Source organism: Pleurocapsa sp. CCALA 161 (assembly GCF_003003995.1).
In the GTDB taxonomy this organism is placed as follows: domain Bacteria; phylum Cyanobacteriota; class Cyanobacteriia; order Cyanobacteriales; family Xenococcaceae; genus Waterburya.
In genome coordinates this window covers 62,089-76,723 of sequence record NZ_PVWF01000009.1, presented here as the reverse complement: position 1 = coordinate 76,723, position 14,635 = coordinate 62,089, and the positions used below count along the sequence as shown (strand labels likewise).

Sequence of the window (14,635 nt, the reverse complement as noted above, 5' to 3'; positions counted from 1 at the left end):
AATGAGTAAAGTGTTACTTAAAAACACTGTAGGAGTCTAATCAGTCTAATCAATAGGGTGGGCGATGCTCACCTTATTTTGTATTTAATACAAATATACTAAATTTTCTGACTATTGAGACAAAAAAAGGGATATTCTGGTTTTGAACATCCCTAAACACTCGAATTGAAAATTACTGCTTAAATTATTTAACAGTAACTTTAGCTCCAGCTTCTTCTAGCTTGGCTTTAGTTTCTTCTGCGTCTTCTTTGGCAACGCCTTCTTTAATAGCTTTGGGTGTAGATTCCACCATTTCTTTAGCTTCTTTTAGACCTAAGCCAGTGATAGTACGTACTACTTTAAGAATTGCGATTTTGCTTTCTTTGGGTACTTCTTCAAGAATCACGTCAAATTCAGTTTTCTCTTCAACAGCTTCTCCAGCAGCAGCACCTGGGGCTGCCATAACCACACCAGCAGAAGCAGCAGCACTTACGCCAAAAGTTTCTTCAATTTGAGAAACAAGTTCTGAAGCCTCTAAAAGACTTAAGGACTTAAGCTTTTCGAGAATTTCATCAGTTGCAGCAGACATATTTTACTCCGTGTTATAGATAAATAATTAGTTGTGTAGATAGTTCCAAGCGGTTTACTGTTCTTGCTCAGAAACAGCCTTGATCCCTCTGGCAAGTCCACTGGGAACTTCTTTGATACCCACAGCAAGTTTGGTCGCCAGGGCATTAATTGAGCCTGCAATTTGTGCGTATAGCTCATCTTTGGTAGGCAAGTCACCTAAAGCCTCAACCTGATCTTTGGTTAAAGCTCGACCTTCCATGACGCCACCGCGCACCTCGGTCTTTTTGGTGTCCTTCTGGAAACTTTTATAGGCCTTGACTGCTGCGCCAATCTCTTCTCCTGTGAGCAGAAAAGCGGTCGCACTGCCTAAGAATTCTTCCATGGGCTGCCAACTTTCATCGCCACTAATGGCAATGTTCATCAGGGTATTTTTCGTAATTTTGCAGCTAGCACCGATGGGTCGCAAGCGATTACGAAGTTCAGTAATTTCTGCTACTGATAAACCCTCATAGTTAATCACGAAAGCTAACTGAGCATCACTAAGGCTTTCCTTGAGATCCGCTACTATTTCTTTTTTATTGGCGAGGGTTCTCCCCATTCTGTATCACCTCCGATTGAATTTGGATCTTTTTGGGTCTAACACGACAAAACCTCCAGCTTCTTGCCAGAGGTTGCCTAGGTTCATGACCGTTACCAGCCAAATCGGCTGGAGATCTCAAACTGATAGACATTGACCTCGGCAGGAAATTAAGTGAATTAACACACCCACTGTCTTCGGTATTAGTCGTTTATGTTCGATTATTTGTAGTGTTTTGTCACGAATTTTCGTTTAGGCTAGGTTAGTCAAACTTAAATCTTGTAAAGCACTGATATCAATCTGAATTGATGGACCCATCGAAGCGGAAACATACATAGTACGCCAGTAACGACCTTTCGCACCCGAAGGACGATTTCGTTCGATGGTTTCCTGTAATGCTTTAAGATTTGCTAACAAATCTTCCGCCGAAAAAGATGCCTTACCAAACATAACATGAACGATGCCTGCTTTGTCAGCTCTAAATTCTAATTTACCAGCTTTAAAGGCTTCTACTGCTGATTGTAGGTCGGCTGTAACAGTCCCTCCTTTTGGTGAAGGCATTAAACCTTTAGGACCTAAAACACGACCTAGTTTTGCTACTTTGGGCATCATGTCAGGAGTGGCAATCAGGATATCAAAATCCATCATGCCTTTTTGAATGTCTTCAATTAGTTCTTCTGAACCATAAATTTCTGCTCCAGCCTGTTCTGCTTCTTTAACCTGTTCCCCACGGGCAATAACAGCAACCCTAACGCTTTGCCCTGTCCCTTTGGGAAGGCTAACGGTAGTTCTTAGCTGTTGATCGGTATATTTGGGATCGATACCGAGTTTGATGTGAGCTTCAGCGGTTTCATCAAATTTTGCCGTGGCTGTTTCTTTGAGTAAGCTTAGCGCTTCTAAAGGTTGATAAACCTGGTCGGAATCTACTTTTTTGACTAGCTCGCGCATACGACGAGACATTGTTTTTGCCATGATGTTCTCCTTGGGTAATTAGCGAAGCGATTTGCTTCTCCCCGTTAAAGTGTTGAGTAATTTCGTAATGTTTGATAATTAATTTTGAACCAAAAAGCTGTTTATTCAGCGATGCCTAAGGCTAAGCTTCGCTAATCGCCACACCCATGTTTTTAGCTGTCCCTGCTACAATTTTCATCGCTGCCTCTAGGTCATTGGCGTTGAGATCGGGCAATTTAGTTTGAGCAATTTCTTTGAGCTGATCTTGAGTGATGGTCGCAACTTTTTGTTTGTTGGGTTCACTCGCTCCTTTTTCGATCCCTACTGCCTTTTTAATCAAGACTGATGCAGGAGGAGTTTTCAGAATAAAGGTAAAGCTTCTGTCTTCAAATACAGAAATTTCGACAGGAATTACCAACCCGACTTTATCTGCTGTTTTGGCATTATATTCTTTACAGAACGCCATGATGTTCACACCGTGTTGACCCAAGGCTGGGCCAACAGGAGGTGCTGGGTTAGCTTTACCCGCAGGTAGAGCTAGTTTTATTAACGCTACAACTTTTCTAGGCATGTTTTAGTTTTGTTTTTCGACTTGATTGAACTCCAATTCTACAGGAGTATCTCGCCCAAAAATAGATAATAAAGCCTTAAGCTTACTTCTTTCTGGACTAACTTCAATTACTTCCCCTTCAAACTCTTTAAATGGGCCAGAGAGTACAGCAATTTTATCACCAATTTCCATGTCAATTTTAATGACTGGCTCTTGTTCTTCAGCTTGCTTGAAGATTCTTTCTACCTCGGTACGAGATAAAGGCAATGGCTTGACGTGACCTCGACCTCGACCGTAGCGACGCTTCTGCTCTGAGCCGACAAAGTTGATCACGTTGGGAGTGTTTTTAACCACCTGCCAAGCATCATCGTCCATTAGCATCTTGACTAGAACATAGCCAGGAAAAACTTTTTCGTCACTGGTATAGCGAGAGCCATCTTTACGAATTTTGACGCTAGGGGTTTGAGGGATTCGTACCTGAATAATGCGATCGCCCAGATCGAGAGTTTGAATCCGCATATCAATATCGGTCTTGACGCGCTTTTCGCAACCAGAGGCGACTTGTACCGCGTACCAACGAGGATTCCCTTTGGTTTTGACGTTTACCTGTACTTGTCCTGGCTGCTCTTCTTCAAATTGCCTATCGTCATCTTCAAACTGATCTTCTTCTGGTATATCTGCGGTATTAGTCATAGTTCATAGTTTAAAATACTTTTCCTGCTCCCCAGGCAAAAAATTGATCGATTAAATAAATAATTGTCGACACTAAGATCACCATTAAAATTACGGCGGCTGATTCACTAACCAACTGCTGGCGAGAGGGCCAGACAACCTTACCTAATTCTTCTTTGGTTTCCAGCGCAAAATTAGCAGCACTATTGCTTTTTTCTGCTTCTTTGGTTACGGGTTGTTCTTTATTTACTATATCTTTTTTAGCCAAAACTGTTGCCTCGCGCGAATATTTCGCTATTTATAATTTAGATGTTACCGTCGTCGAAAAATGCCAACTTAACTCTTAATTAGCTTAACTCTTTAGTAATTATTAAGTAAATACCAACAGGTTAGATGATCTATAGCTGTACAAAGTTAGGGTTAGGCTAGGACATACTTAAGTTATCGGCTCCATTAGTAGCAAGCAGCAATTTCAAATCTGTCCTGACTTGATCCCTGATTGGTATATTGGCTGATTGAAAGATGGCAAAATTAACTCGGAATAAAGAAGCCAACCTACCATAGACTAAACTGCTCTAGATAAATATTGCGCCTAGAGAAGGAAACTTGGCAACGCGCCTTGAAGGACTTGAACCCTCGACATCCGGTTTTGGAGACCGACGTTCTACCAACTGAACTAAAGACGCACGCTGGCTCTGATTAAATTATAAATCAATTAAGTCAAAGCCATACAATGATATCGCATCGTGGCATTTTTTCCCAAGCTAATTTTTCGGGAGGGAGCTATTTGATCGGGCGATCAAAACGTTGTTTGATTCTAGTTGCTTTACCAACGCGATCGCGAAGATAATAAAGTTTGGCACGACGTACCTTGCCACGACGCTCTACTTTGATTTGATCGATCATTGGTGAATGTAGCAAAAATACTCTTTCTACTCCCACACCTTGAAAAACTTTACGGACAGTAATAGTTTCGTTGATCCCACCATTTTGTTTGGCGATTACAGTACCTTTGTAGGGCTGGACACGCTCTTTATTTCCTTCTGTGATTCTGACCCCTACTTCTATTGTGTCCCCTACATAGATCCTGGGCAGATTGGACTTAAGCTGTTCCGATTCGATCGAACGTATAATTGCTTCGGCATTCATGGCTAGTATAAAAACTCACGATTTACCATAATAGCTTTTTTCCAGGCAATATTAAAGAGTAACTTTGAGTATTTGCTAGTAATGGCTAATTTAGCTTGCTGGCAAATCAATCCAGCAGCATCACTTTTACTTGGTCACCTGCTGCAATTAATTTTTGACCAACAGGGACGATCGCTAAGGCATTGGTTTGTGCCAAATTGATTAAATTACCTGAACTATAACTACCAACCGCTAAAGCAAATTCATACTCGCCGTCTGCTAAATGTAATTTTCCCCATAAGTAAGTTTCTCTGCTGCCTCCTGCTCGTAAATCGTGGCGAGTCGTGGCGTTAACAAAGCGAGGTTGATAGTTCACTCCTGCAAGTTTCTTGAGGGCAGGCTGTACGAAACGCCAGCAGCTAACTAGTGCCGATACGGGATTGCCTGGAATGCCGAAATACAGACAATTGTTGTCTTGAAACGTAGCTATGGTTAATGGTTTACCTGGCTTGACGGCTACGCTACGAATGTGCAGCGTACCGCCTAATTCTGTCAGAATCCTCTCGACATAGTCATAGTCGCCTACAGACACCCCTCCAGTAGATAGAACCAAATCCGCTGAGGTGAGCGCTTGGGCGATCGCTTGTTTTAATTCTGCGGGGCGATCGGCAATTATTCCCAATTTAATTGGTATGCCCCCGTTATTTGCCACAAAGCTAGCCAAGGCATACTGATTAGAATCGACAATTTGCCCAGGCTGCAAAGTTTGTTCAGGGGTGACTAGTTCATCTCCTGTGGAGAGGATCGCCACTTGAGGGCGACGATAAACAGATAGTTGAGTGCATTGGGCGGTAGCCAACACAGCAATTTCGGCTGCGCCGATTTTAATCCCTGCTGCTAGCAAAGGTGTTCCCGCTTGATAAAAAGCGCCTTGATGGCGCACAAATTCTTGTAATTCTGGTGGTTGCAGAATCAAGACGCGATCGCCTTGTCTTTGGGTATTTTCCTGCATGACAATGGTGTCTGTTCCCAAAGGTAACATAGCCCCAGTAAAGATACGAGCTGCTTGTCCTGGTTGGATCTCAGCTTGTGGACGAGCCCCTGCTGTAATCTCGCTAACGATTTCTAAGGTTACAGGTTTTTCGGCACTACAGTTTTGTACGTCTTGGTAACGCACGGCATAACCATCCATCGCCGAATTATCCCAGTGAGGAATATCTAGTTTTCCCGTAACAGGTTGGGCTAAAATTCGTCCGTTCGCCTCTTCTAGAGCAACTATTTCTACTTGGTTAGAAGCTCGGCTGTTAACTAAATTAAGAATGATTGCTTCGGCTGCTTGAACTGACAACATAAATTCAACAATGAGCGATGAGCAATAAGCAATGAACAGTGAGCAATGAGCAATGAGCAATGAATCATACTGATACTTCTATCGCTCAAAAGTTAGAATACGAGAATAATAGTATGCTAATAGCCTCAAGCTGGAAGCCGAAAACTCGCAATATACTTAGTTTATATTCTTATGAGAATCAAACGTACATATCATGTATGACGATTACAAACCTGAGCCTAATTTAAGAAGATATCCTAAAGTTCCGATGGATAGAAGAGTTGGTGCATTTGCGATCGACTTTTTGACTACTTGGTTTATTAGTGCTTTTTTTGCTGCTAACTTATTTGTTCAATGGCTAGTATTTTTATTAGTCTGGATCATTGCTCGGGTAGTAGTTGCCGAGAAAAATCAGGGTCAGAGTTTGGGACGTTGGGCATTAGATACTCAAGTGATCGATTCTCGCTTTTCTCGGTTACCCGATCTGATGACTTTAGGCAAGAGAGAACTGATTCTAGGTTGTGGTGCAGCTTTGGCGATCGCCGGCTTACAAATCAATGTTCGCAATGGTTTATCGATGTTGTTACTACTTGCGCCCTTAGCGATCAATTGTTCTCTGGCTCTTTTAGATGAAGAAAATAATTTGGCATTTCACGACCGTGTCGCCCAAACTTTAATGATTCAGACTCAAAGAGGTTTTTCACTCGATTTAAGACTCAAAAAAATATTTGGTCAAATCCAGCGGAATATGCGAAGATAGTAAGCTGCGTGTCAATATAGGCACATGCATAAGTAATTCTGAGCAAAAGTTATGGCAAGCAAGAAAGGCGTTCGTATCGTGATTACATTGGAATGTACCGAGTGTCGTACAAACACTAATAAGCGTTCTCCTGGGGTATCTCGTTATACCACTATGAAAAACCGTCGCAATACTACAGGCAGAATGGAATTGAAAAAGTTCTGTACTCATTGCAATACCCACACTGTCCACAAAGAAATTAAATAATCAAGTATCCCAATTAGATTTAGAGCGAGTAAAATCATGGCATATTATCGTAAGCGTCTTTCTCCCATTAAACCTAGCGATCCGATCGACTACAAAGATATCGAATTGCTACGCAAATTTATTACCGAAAGAGGCAAAATTCTACCTCGTCGCATCACTGGCTTAACTGCTCAACAGCAACGAGATTTAACTGTAGCTGTTAAAAGAGCAAGAGCGATCGCCTTATTACCGTTTGTAAATGCAGAAGGTTAACCAAAAAATAGCAAAATATTTTAATGGTTCGGTGGAGAGAATTAGCCAGCGAAAAGTAAACTGTAAGATAATGTTGTAAGCAGTCGAGTACTAAAGCTGGTGGAACAAGGAAAGCTGATTGAATTCAGAGTTCAAGGAGAACGTCGTCTTGCAGTTGCCGAAAGACCAGAAGGAAAAAAGGATTGGATTGTAATTGATGCAGGGGGACAATCCCATAAGATACGTCCCCAAAGAGTTGATTACGCCGTAGAAGGTACTTATGAGTCTGGCGACATTAAAGGCTTTCTAGCAGAAGTCGAGTCTTATTTAGACCCCAGCAGCCTAGAAATCGCCTGGGAAATGCTCATCGAAGATAACGATACTGTCACCCCCCAACAAATGGCGGAATTATTATTTTCAGAGCAAAGTCCTGTGGCTTGTTATGCTGCTCACTTTCTTCTGAGTCAGGACAAAGTTTATTTCAAACAAAAATCTGAGCATTACGAACCCCGTCCCGCTGCTCAAGTAGAAGAGATCAAGCATCAGCTAGAGGTCCAAGCAGAGAAAGAGGAGGAAAAAAACCAGTTTATAGCTCATCTCCAACAGGCGTTAGCAGGAGAAAAAATTCACTGGAGTGAAAGCGATCGCTTAAGATTAGAAGCGATCGAAAAATTAGCTCTTGATAGCAATCATACTTCCAAACTAGCCCAAGAAATATTACAGTCGGCAGGCAGACATTTTGATGCTCAAGGAGCTTGGCAACTACTAGTAGATCTAGGATGGTGGAGTAGGCACGAAAATCTATTTTTGCGCCGTAGTTCTTATCCAACAACGTTCTCTAAAAAGGTGCTTGATGTGGTGCAACCTCGTCTTCAATCTGATCCTGCTGAAACTAATGACAACCGTTTAGATCTGACTCATCTTAAGGTTTGTACAATTGATGATGAAAGCACTACTGAGATTGATGATGGCTTAAGCGTTGAATATTTAGAAAATGGTACGGCTAAAATCTGGGTTCATATTGCCGATCCTACTCGCCTCGTCAATCCTGGAGACGAATTGGATTTAGAGGCTCGCCGTCGCAGTACCAGCCTTTATTTGCCCACAGGAATGGTGTCTATGTTCCCTCCAGAGTTAGCTACAGGGCCGATGAGCTTAGTTGAAGGTAAAACATGTTCTGCCCTGAGCTTTGGGGTGATTTTGGATGAGTCTGGAGGTATTCAAGAGTACGAAATACACCCTAGTTTAATTAAGCCTACTTACCGTCTTACCTATGATGATGTCGACGAGATGTTGCAGTTGGGAGTGCAGAACGAACCTGAAATTGCCGATCTAGCCAAAATTTCTTATTTGCGGAGAAGCTGGCGCAAAGATCAAGGAGCAATTCAAATCAAGATGCCTGAGTCAGTAATCAAGGTTCAAGATGAAGAAGTAACCATTGAACTGATTGATAGTTCTCCTTCTCGTCAGTTAGTGGCGGAAATGATGATCTTAGCTGGTCAAATTGGCGGAAAATATGGCACAGAGAACAATTTACCTCTGCCCTACAGAGGTCAACCTCAACCAGAATTACCCCCAGAAGAAGAATTACTCCAATTACCCGCAGGGCCTACCCGTTTTTGCGCTATTCGTAGCTGTATGCCTCGTAGCGAAATGAGCATGTCCCCAATTCGTCATGCTAGTTTGGGTTTAGACAGTTATGTCCAGGTAACATCTCCCATCCGCCGTTATACAGACTTACTTTCCCATTTTCAAATCAAGGCTCACCTCAAAGGAGAAGAACTACCCTTTTCTCGCGAAGAACTCCAAGAAATTGTCTACAGCGTTAGTAGCTCATCTTATGAAGCAACCTTAGTCGAGCGTCAAACTAACCGTTATTGGGGATTAGAATACCTCAGACGCAATTCTAAGTGTGTGTGGGATGTGGTTGTTCTGCGCTGGCTCAGACAAGACGAAGATTTAGGCTTGATTCTAATTGAAGATCTAGGCATGGAATTACCCCACCGCTTTGATCGTCCCGTAGCTTTAGGAGAACGCCTGGAAATGCAAGTAACTCACGCCGATCCTCAGCGGGATGAAGTGCGATTGAGAGAAATAACTGAGGCAGAAATTCAGGCAGCTTCTTCTTAGTCTAAGTGATTAAGATTAGTGTCAGAAAGTTTTGATGGTAGGCTCTGGGTCGATCCTTGCTCAATCAAGATTTCTCATGGGTTCTATACTGAAACAATAGGATCGACATACTTATTTAGTCTAAAAGTAAATGATTTAGGTTTGAGGAGCAATAAAAATTCGGGTTTTTTTAGTAAAAATCGGAGATAAAAAGATGAATCTGACCACACAGACAGTCTTACTTGTTGATGACTGTCTGGAAGACCGAATAACTTACCGTCGCTACTTATCTCAAGATCGGCATCATTCTTACAGAATTTTAGAAGCTGAGACTGGACAAGAGGCTTTTTTGTTGTGCAGACAGGAGTTTCCTGATGTAATTTTGCTAGATTACTTGCTGCCAGATATGGATGGACTAGAGTTTTTGGGCAAATTTAAAAAAAATCAGTTTGAGCAAGCCAATCTTTCAGTTGTAATCTTAACAGGTCAGAGGGATGAAAAGATAGCAGTAGAGGCGATGAAAAATGGTGCTGCTGAATATTTGGTTAAAAAGAACCTGACACCAGAAAGTCTCCGTGTGGTTCTGAAAAATGTACGGGAAAAACAAGCTGCGCTAAACGCTCAAAAGCAAGCAGAAGAGACTCTACAATTCTATGCAGCCGAGCTAGAAATAAAAGTGCAAGAACGCACGGCAGAGTTAGTTCAAGCAAATTTACAATTGCAACAGGAAATCAAAGAACGCCAACAAGCAGAAGCAGCAGTCCAGGAGAGTGAGCGTAGACTGTCTACGTTGATCAATAGCCTACCTGGTTATGTGTATAGAGCCACTAACGATCGCAATTACACCCCAGAATTTATTAGTCAAGGTGTTTTTGCCATCACTGAATATAAACAGGAAGATTTGGTTGAGCGCACTATTTCTTGTAGACAGGATATCCACCCAGATGACGCTAATTGGGTTTGGGATAAAATTCAGCAAGCGATCGCAAATCGCCAACCCTATGAATGTGAATATCGCATTATCACTAAATCGGGAACTCAAAAATGGGTTTGGGAACGTGGACAAGGAATTTATACAGAAGACGGCGAACTTGAGTTTTTAGAAGGGTTCGTGACAGATATTAGCGAACAGCAAGCTGCCCTGCGGGAACGCAAAAGTGCAGAAATTGGACTGCGAGAAATGAGTGCTGTTTTAAGCAATGCTGTGGAGGGAATTTCGCAGTTAGACTCTCAGGGACGTTATCTGATGGTCAATCAAGCTTATGCTAGTGCAGTCGGTTATCAACCTGAAGAAATGCTCGGTATGGAATGGCAGCGAACTGTCCATCCCGAAGATATTGAAATGGTGACGGCTGCCTATCAACAAATGCTGAGGGCAGGCAAAGTGGAAGTTGAGGCGAGGGGAATTCGTCAAGATGGCTCAATTTTTTACAAGCAACTTAACATGATTGCTGTATATAACGAGCAAAGGCAATTGACTGGACACTATTGCTTTATGAAAGATATCAGCGAACGGCAAGCTGCACTGCGTGAACGCAAAAGCGCAGAACAGAAAATCCGCGAACAGGCTGCTTTACTCGATATTGCCTCTGATGCTATCTATGTCCGCGATCTAGAACATCGTATTTTATTTTGGAACTCTGGAGCAGAACGTTTATATGGTTGGACAGTAGCAGAAACCGTTGGGAGGAAAACTAGCGAACTCATGTGCCACCGAAGTTCCTTTGAGATCCAAGAAGCTATCAAAACTGTCCTTGAGGTTGGTTCGTGGCAAGGAGAATTACAAAAATTAACCAAGTCTGGTAACGAAGCGATTGTCAGTAGCAGAATGACCTTAGTGCGAGATGAAGCTGGACAAGCAAAATCGATCCTCACCGTTGATACTGACATTACTGAGAAAAAACAAATTGAAGCACAGTTTTATCGGGCGCAACGCTTAGAAAGCCTTGGTACTCTAGCCAGCGGTATTGCTCATGACATCAATAATATCTTGACACCAATTATCGGATTCGCTCAACTGCTTCCTCTTCAACTGCCAAATCTAGATGCACGAAATAGGCAGATGTTAGAAATCATCACAGATAATGCTAAACGCGGTGCAGAATTAGTCAAGCAAATTCTCTTATTTGCCCAGGGAAAGCCTGAACAGCGAGTTGTTATACAGCTAAAAAACTTACTTAAAGAAATCGAGCATATTGTCAAGGAAACATTTCCCAATTCGATTGAAATTTTCAGCGATCAAGGGACTTCGGAGCTTTGGACAATTTCAGCAGATCCCACCCAAATATATCAGGTATTAATCAACCTGTGTGTTAATGCTCGTGATGCCATGCCTGATGGAGGAACTTTAACTATTGCTGCTGAGAATCAATTTTTTGATCGAAACTACGTCAGGATGAATTTGGAGGCAAAAATTGGTAACTATGTAGTTATCACTGTATCGGATACGGGTTGCGGTGTACCGAAAGAAATTAAAGAGCGCATTTTTGAACCCTTTTTTACGACCAAAGGATCGGGCAAAGGTACTGGTTTAGGACTTTCTACAGCGCTCGGCATCGTCAAAAACCACGATGGCTTTGTCAATCTTAAGAGTGAGATCGGCAAAGGGAGTCAATTTCAAGTGTGTTTGCCAGCTATTGACACAAAAACCACCCAGGAAAATTCTGTTTCTAAATAGTTAGCCAAATAAATCCTTATCTCCAAATTGCTGTTGAAAGATCTTGGTATTGATGTACAAGCATTTTTATCAAAGCCTTATAGAACCCATTTGAGATTTTTGTAGATCCTTGCTCAAAACAGATCCTAAATGAGTTCTATATCATTACCAAGCCTGACAGAATCTGCTTTAGCAGACTCTCCAAAAGCATAAAAGATAAATGTGATCGCGATTTTTAGCTAGCGAAAAAGCCAAACAAACTTTGATCGCTTTCTGGGCATAGGAGCGGCGATCGATAAAATTAGTTCTAGCAGCCAAGGTGCAAAACGCTGACACAACAAAGCTAGATAACTCTGCCAGCCGACATAAATTTCTTCTTTACCTCGTTTTAACCCTGCAACCAAAGCCAAGGCAACTTTTTGGGCGGTCATCGGTTTTACTAGACGAAATAGTTTGAGTCCCCGCACCATATCGGTATCGGTTAAAGAGGGCAGCAAAGAAACTACCTGCACATTTTCAGGAGCTAACTCGGCTCTTAAAGCCTGGGTAAATCCGACTAAAGCAAATTTGGTAGCCGAATAAGTAGCCATTGTGGGGGCAGCAATTTTTCCCATCAGGCTAGAAACGTTGACTATAGTTCCTTCTTGTTGATGAACCATGCGTTTAGCAATTAAACGAGTGATAGTATAAGTTCCCATTAAGTTAAGAGAAACCTCTGCCTCCATTTGTGCAGGGTTGGTTTGCAAAAAGCTACTTTGATGTGCCACTCCTGCACAGTTAATTAGCAACTGAATTGGGCCATGTTGTCGCCAAGCTTTGATTACTGTCATATTTACTGCCTTAATTTGAGTTAAATCTAAAGGCAGAACAATAACTTCGATGCTAGATAAAGATTGAATTTCTGTAGCTAATTCTGCTAATTTAGCGCGATCGCGAGCGACTAAGATTAGTGTTTTAAGTTCTTGTTGGGCTAAAGCTAGGGCGATCGCTCGTCCAATTCCGCGAGAAGCTCCAGTGATTAGAGCCGTTTTGTGTGATAACTTCATAGCAAAAATCTCTAATTAATAATGGTTGCAGTAATGTTTGAAAAGATAATGTGCAGTAGGTGAATCAGCGTAAAGACGTGAGCAAAAGAATTAAATTTTATGAAGAATAGTTGACAAAAAACTTTCGCTTCGGTCGTAGCTTAACAAATATAATTTACGATTGACAATGTTTTTTTTGATTGAAAACTTCTCAAAACGGGGATCGCGCCTAATTGATTCAGTTTGCTGAATCAAAATAAAAATGGCAGTCATTTAACTTTCATCTGAACGACACACCAAAGTCATACGATCTAATTATCTTAAAAGAATATTCTATAGTTTCTTTTAATTGAATTTAGGGTGCAATTTTATGTCAACTTCTCCCAAATATGACCGCGATCGCAGTGTCGTCATTGATAGTTCTTCCCCTCAACGTCGCCGAATACTGCCAAAATCATTCACAGCTTTAGCTTTAGTTCTATTAGGTGCTGGGCTTGGTGTAGGGGGAGACTATCTGTTAGCCAATCATAGTGTGCTTTCTGGAACTTCCGCCGTGGCTGAATCTAATTCAGCTACAGAATCAGCTACACAAGCCAATAACCAAGTTCCTGACCAATCAATGTCAGTTGCGGTAGCTAATAATCCGATCGCGGCGATCGTCCAACAGGTAGGGCCTGCGGTAGTGCGCATTGATTCTTCTCGCACGGTAAAAAATCCCCAGGCTGAGATGTTCAACGATCCTTTTTTCCGTAACTTTTTTGGTTCTCAAGGGCCTCAAATTCCAGATACGCGGGTTCAGCAGGGAATGGGTTCTGGATTTATCATCAATAAAAATGGCACTATTTTAACTAATGCTCATGTTGTCGATGGTGCAGAAAAAGTTACGGTTACCCTTAAAGATGGACGTACTTTTGAAGGTAGAGTAATGGGTAGAGATTCTGTTACCGATGTGGCAGTGGTCAAGGTAAATGCCCAAAATTTGCCTGTAGTAAAAGTTGGTGATAGCAAAGCTCTTCAGCCAGGAGAAATGGCGATCGCCATTGGTAATCCTTTGGGATTAGACAATACAGTCACCGAAGGTATTATCAGTGCGACTGGTCGTTCTTCAGGACAGGTAGGCATTCCCGACAAACGAGTCAATTTTATTCAGACTGATGCAGCCATCAATCCTGGTAATTCTGGCGGTCCTTTGCTCAATCAGCGAGGGGAAGTTGTGGGGATCAATACCGCAATTATTCAAGGGGCGCAGGGGCTTGGGTTTGCGATTCCCATCGATACCGCTCAAGGAATTTCTGACCAGCTAATTGCTTCGGGTAAAGTAGAACATCCTTTTTTGGGTATTCAAATGGTTACTCTAACTCCAGAGGTTAAACAGCAAATCAACTCTAATCCCAATAGTGGTTTAAGTGTATCTGACAACCAAGGAGTATTAGTGATTCAAGTAGTACCAGGTTCTCCTGCGGACAAAGCTGGTTTAAGGGCTGGAGACGTGATCTGGCAAATTGACGGTCAAGCCGTTAAAGATGCCGATGCCTTACAGCAAGTAGTAGAAAGCAGCCAAGTGGGCAAAAATCTTCAGCTTGAATTAAAACGAAATGGACAAGCGATGAATTTGGCAGTCAAGGCGGGAGCATATCCCACAGCTCAAGCTGACACACAAAATCAAATGCCTTAAGATTTATGAGGGATTAAGTTTGATCCCTCAGTCAAGATAGCGATCGCCCGATTACTAATAACAGTTTAATTAGAGAACTGGAAAATTGGGAATTGGGGAATTAAGGGACTGGTGATTAATTATCTCCCTATCTCCCTAAGTGAGAAGTATTGCCCATTTGCCCCTACTACTCTTTA

15 protein-coding genes, 1 tRNA gene and 1 other annotated feature are annotated in these 14,635 nt (G+C 42.0%); of the genes, 6 read left to right on the top strand and 10 right to left on the bottom strand.

The features are described 5' to 3' along the window. Positions 1-184 precede the first annotated feature (184 nt). The 9 genes from rplL to glp form a co-directional block, all read right to left on the bottom strand. Entirely contained in the window at positions 185-568 is a 384-nt protein-coding gene (rplL, locus tag C7B62_RS04170; protein ID WP_106233359.1) for a 50S ribosomal protein L7/L12, read from the bottom strand. Between the two features lie 54 nt (positions 569-622). Then, entirely contained in the window at positions 623-1,147 is a 525-nt protein-coding gene (gene rplJ, locus C7B62_RS04165; protein WP_106233358.1) for a 50S ribosomal protein L10, read from the bottom strand. A 37-nt stretch (positions 1,148-1,184) separates the two neighbouring features. Then, positions 1,185-1,345: a sequence feature (ribosomal protein L10 leader region), on the bottom strand. A 33-nt stretch (positions 1,346-1,378) separates the two neighbouring features. Beyond that, on the bottom strand, positions 1,379-2,098 hold the full coding sequence (gene rplA, locus C7B62_RS04160; protein ID WP_106233357.1) for a 50S ribosomal protein L1: 720 nt from the start codon (positions 2,096-2,098) through the stop codon (positions 1,379-1,381). Between the two features lie 121 nt (positions 2,099-2,219). Next, positions 2,220-2,648: a 50S ribosomal protein L11 gene (rplK, locus tag C7B62_RS04155; RefSeq protein WP_106233356.1), complete on the bottom strand. Its 429-nt coding sequence runs from the start codon at positions 2,646-2,648 to the stop codon at positions 2,220-2,222. Positions 2,649-2,651: 3 nt separating this feature from the next. Then, positions 2,652-3,320 (bottom strand): transcription termination/antitermination protein NusG, encoded by a 669-nt coding sequence (nusG, locus tag C7B62_RS04150; RefSeq protein WP_106233355.1) that lies wholly within the window; start codon positions 3,318-3,320, stop codon positions 2,652-2,654. Positions 3,321-3,330: 10 nt separating this feature from the next. Beyond that, complete coding sequence (secE, locus tag C7B62_RS04145) at positions 3,331-3,567, bottom strand: preprotein translocase subunit SecE (protein ID WP_199194057.1); 237 nt, start codon at positions 3,565-3,567, stop codon at positions 3,331-3,333. 345 nt (positions 3,568-3,912) lie between these two features. After that, a tRNA-Trp gene (locus C7B62_RS04140) sits at positions 3,913-3,985 on the bottom strand. A 97-nt stretch (positions 3,986-4,082) separates the two neighbouring features. Continuing rightward, positions 4,083-4,448, bottom strand: coding sequence for a 50S ribosomal protein L19 (gene rplS / locus C7B62_RS04135; RefSeq protein ID WP_106233354.1), 366 nt, complete (start codon positions 4,446-4,448; stop codon positions 4,083-4,085). A 106-nt stretch (positions 4,449-4,554) separates the two neighbouring features. Then, positions 4,555-5,778, bottom strand: a complete 1,224-nt coding sequence (gene glp / locus C7B62_RS04130; protein WP_106233353.1) for a gephyrin-like molybdotransferase Glp — start codon at positions 5,776-5,778, stop codon at positions 4,555-4,557. 193 nt (positions 5,779-5,971) lie between these two features. Here glp and C7B62_RS04125 point away from each other — a divergent pair, with 193 nt between their 5' ends. The 5 genes from C7B62_RS04125 to C7B62_RS04105 all read left to right on the top strand — a co-directional run bounded on the left by C7B62_RS04125 (position 5,972) and on the right by C7B62_RS04105 (position 11,780). After that, positions 5,972-6,517: an RDD family protein gene (locus C7B62_RS04125; RefSeq protein ID WP_106233352.1), complete on the top strand. Its 546-nt coding sequence runs from the start codon at positions 5,972-5,974 to the stop codon at positions 6,515-6,517. A 51-nt stretch (positions 6,518-6,568) separates the two neighbouring features. Further along, entirely contained in the window at positions 6,569-6,763 is a 195-nt protein-coding gene (gene rpmG / locus C7B62_RS04120) for a 50S ribosomal protein L33 (protein ID WP_106233351.1), read from the top strand. Positions 6,764-6,799: 36 nt separating this feature from the next. After that, the gene (gene rpsR, locus C7B62_RS04115) at positions 6,800-7,015 is read left to right on the top strand and encodes a 30S ribosomal protein S18 (protein ID WP_096722591.1); all 216 of its coding nucleotides are present in this window, start codon (positions 6,800-6,802) and stop codon (positions 7,013-7,015) included. Positions 7,016-7,114: 99 nt separating this feature from the next. Then, complete coding sequence (locus C7B62_RS04110; RefSeq protein ID WP_106233350.1) at positions 7,115-9,124, top strand: ribonuclease R family protein; 2,010 nt, start codon at positions 7,115-7,117, stop codon at positions 9,122-9,124. Positions 9,125-9,317: 193 nt separating this feature from the next. Further along, entirely contained in the window at positions 9,318-11,780 is a 2,463-nt protein-coding gene (locus C7B62_RS04105; RefSeq protein ID WP_106233349.1) for a PAS domain S-box protein, read from the top strand. A 218-nt stretch (positions 11,781-11,998) separates the two neighbouring features. Here C7B62_RS04105 and C7B62_RS04100 read toward each other — a convergent pair whose 3' ends face one another. After that, positions 11,999-12,805 carry an SDR family oxidoreductase gene (locus C7B62_RS04100; RefSeq protein ID WP_106233348.1) on the bottom strand — a complete coding sequence of 269 codons (807 nt, stop codon included), beginning with the start codon at positions 12,803-12,805 and terminating at the stop codon, positions 11,999-12,001. Positions 12,806-13,154: 349 nt separating this feature from the next. On the opposite strand from C7B62_RS04100, the gene C7B62_RS04095 reads away from it, so the two are divergent. Continuing rightward, positions 13,155-14,459 carry an HhoA/HhoB/HtrA family serine endopeptidase gene (locus C7B62_RS04095; RefSeq protein WP_106233347.1) on the top strand — a complete coding sequence of 435 codons (1,305 nt, stop codon included), beginning with the start codon at positions 13,155-13,157 and terminating at the stop codon, positions 14,457-14,459. Positions 14,460-14,635 lie beyond the last annotated feature (176 nt).

What these genes read in the sequence shown, in the direction of transcription:
- rpmG (WP_106233351.1), top strand. Translation starts at nt 6,569, where the DNA reads ATGGCAAGCAAGAAAGGCGTTCGTATCGTGATTACATTGGAATGTACC.
- rplS (WP_106233354.1), bottom strand. Translation starts at nt 4,448, where the DNA reads ATGAATGCCGAAGCAATTATACGTTCGATCGAATCGGAACAGCTTAAG.
- C7B62_RS04095 (WP_106233347.1), top strand. Translation starts at nt 13,155, where the DNA reads ATGTCAACTTCTCCCAAATATGACCGCGATCGCAGTGTCGTCATTGAT.
- rplJ (WP_106233358.1), bottom strand. Translation starts at nt 1,147, where the DNA reads ATGGGGAGAACCCTCGCCAATAAAAAAGAAATAGTAGCGGATCTCAAG.
- rplK (WP_106233356.1), bottom strand. Translation starts at nt 2,648, where the DNA reads ATGCCTAGAAAAGTTGTAGCGTTAATAAAACTAGCTCTACCTGCGGGT.
- C7B62_RS04105 (WP_106233349.1), top strand. Translation starts at nt 9,318, where the DNA reads ATGAATCTGACCACACAGACAGTCTTACTTGTTGATGACTGTCTGGAA.
- C7B62_RS04100 (WP_106233348.1), bottom strand. Translation starts at nt 12,805, where the DNA reads ATGAAGTTATCACACAAAACGGCTCTAATCACTGGAGCTTCTCGCGGA.
- C7B62_RS04125 (WP_106233352.1), top strand. Translation starts at nt 5,972, where the DNA reads ATGTATGACGATTACAAACCTGAGCCTAATTTAAGAAGATATCCTAAA.
- nusG (WP_106233355.1), bottom strand. Translation starts at nt 3,320, where the DNA reads ATGACTAATACCGCAGATATACCAGAAGAAGATCAGTTTGAAGATGAC.
- rpsR (WP_096722591.1), top strand. Translation starts at nt 6,800, where the DNA reads ATGGCATATTATCGTAAGCGTCTTTCTCCCATTAAACCTAGCGATCCG.
- glp (WP_106233353.1), bottom strand. Translation starts at nt 5,778, where the DNA reads ATGTTGTCAGTTCAAGCAGCCGAAGCAATCATTCTTAATTTAGTTAAC.
- rplL (WP_106233359.1), bottom strand. Translation starts at nt 568, where the DNA reads ATGTCTGCTGCAACTGATGAAATTCTCGAAAAGCTTAAGTCCTTAAGT.
- rplA (WP_106233357.1), bottom strand. Translation starts at nt 2,098, where the DNA reads ATGGCAAAAACAATGTCTCGTCGTATGCGCGAGCTAGTCAAAAAAGTA.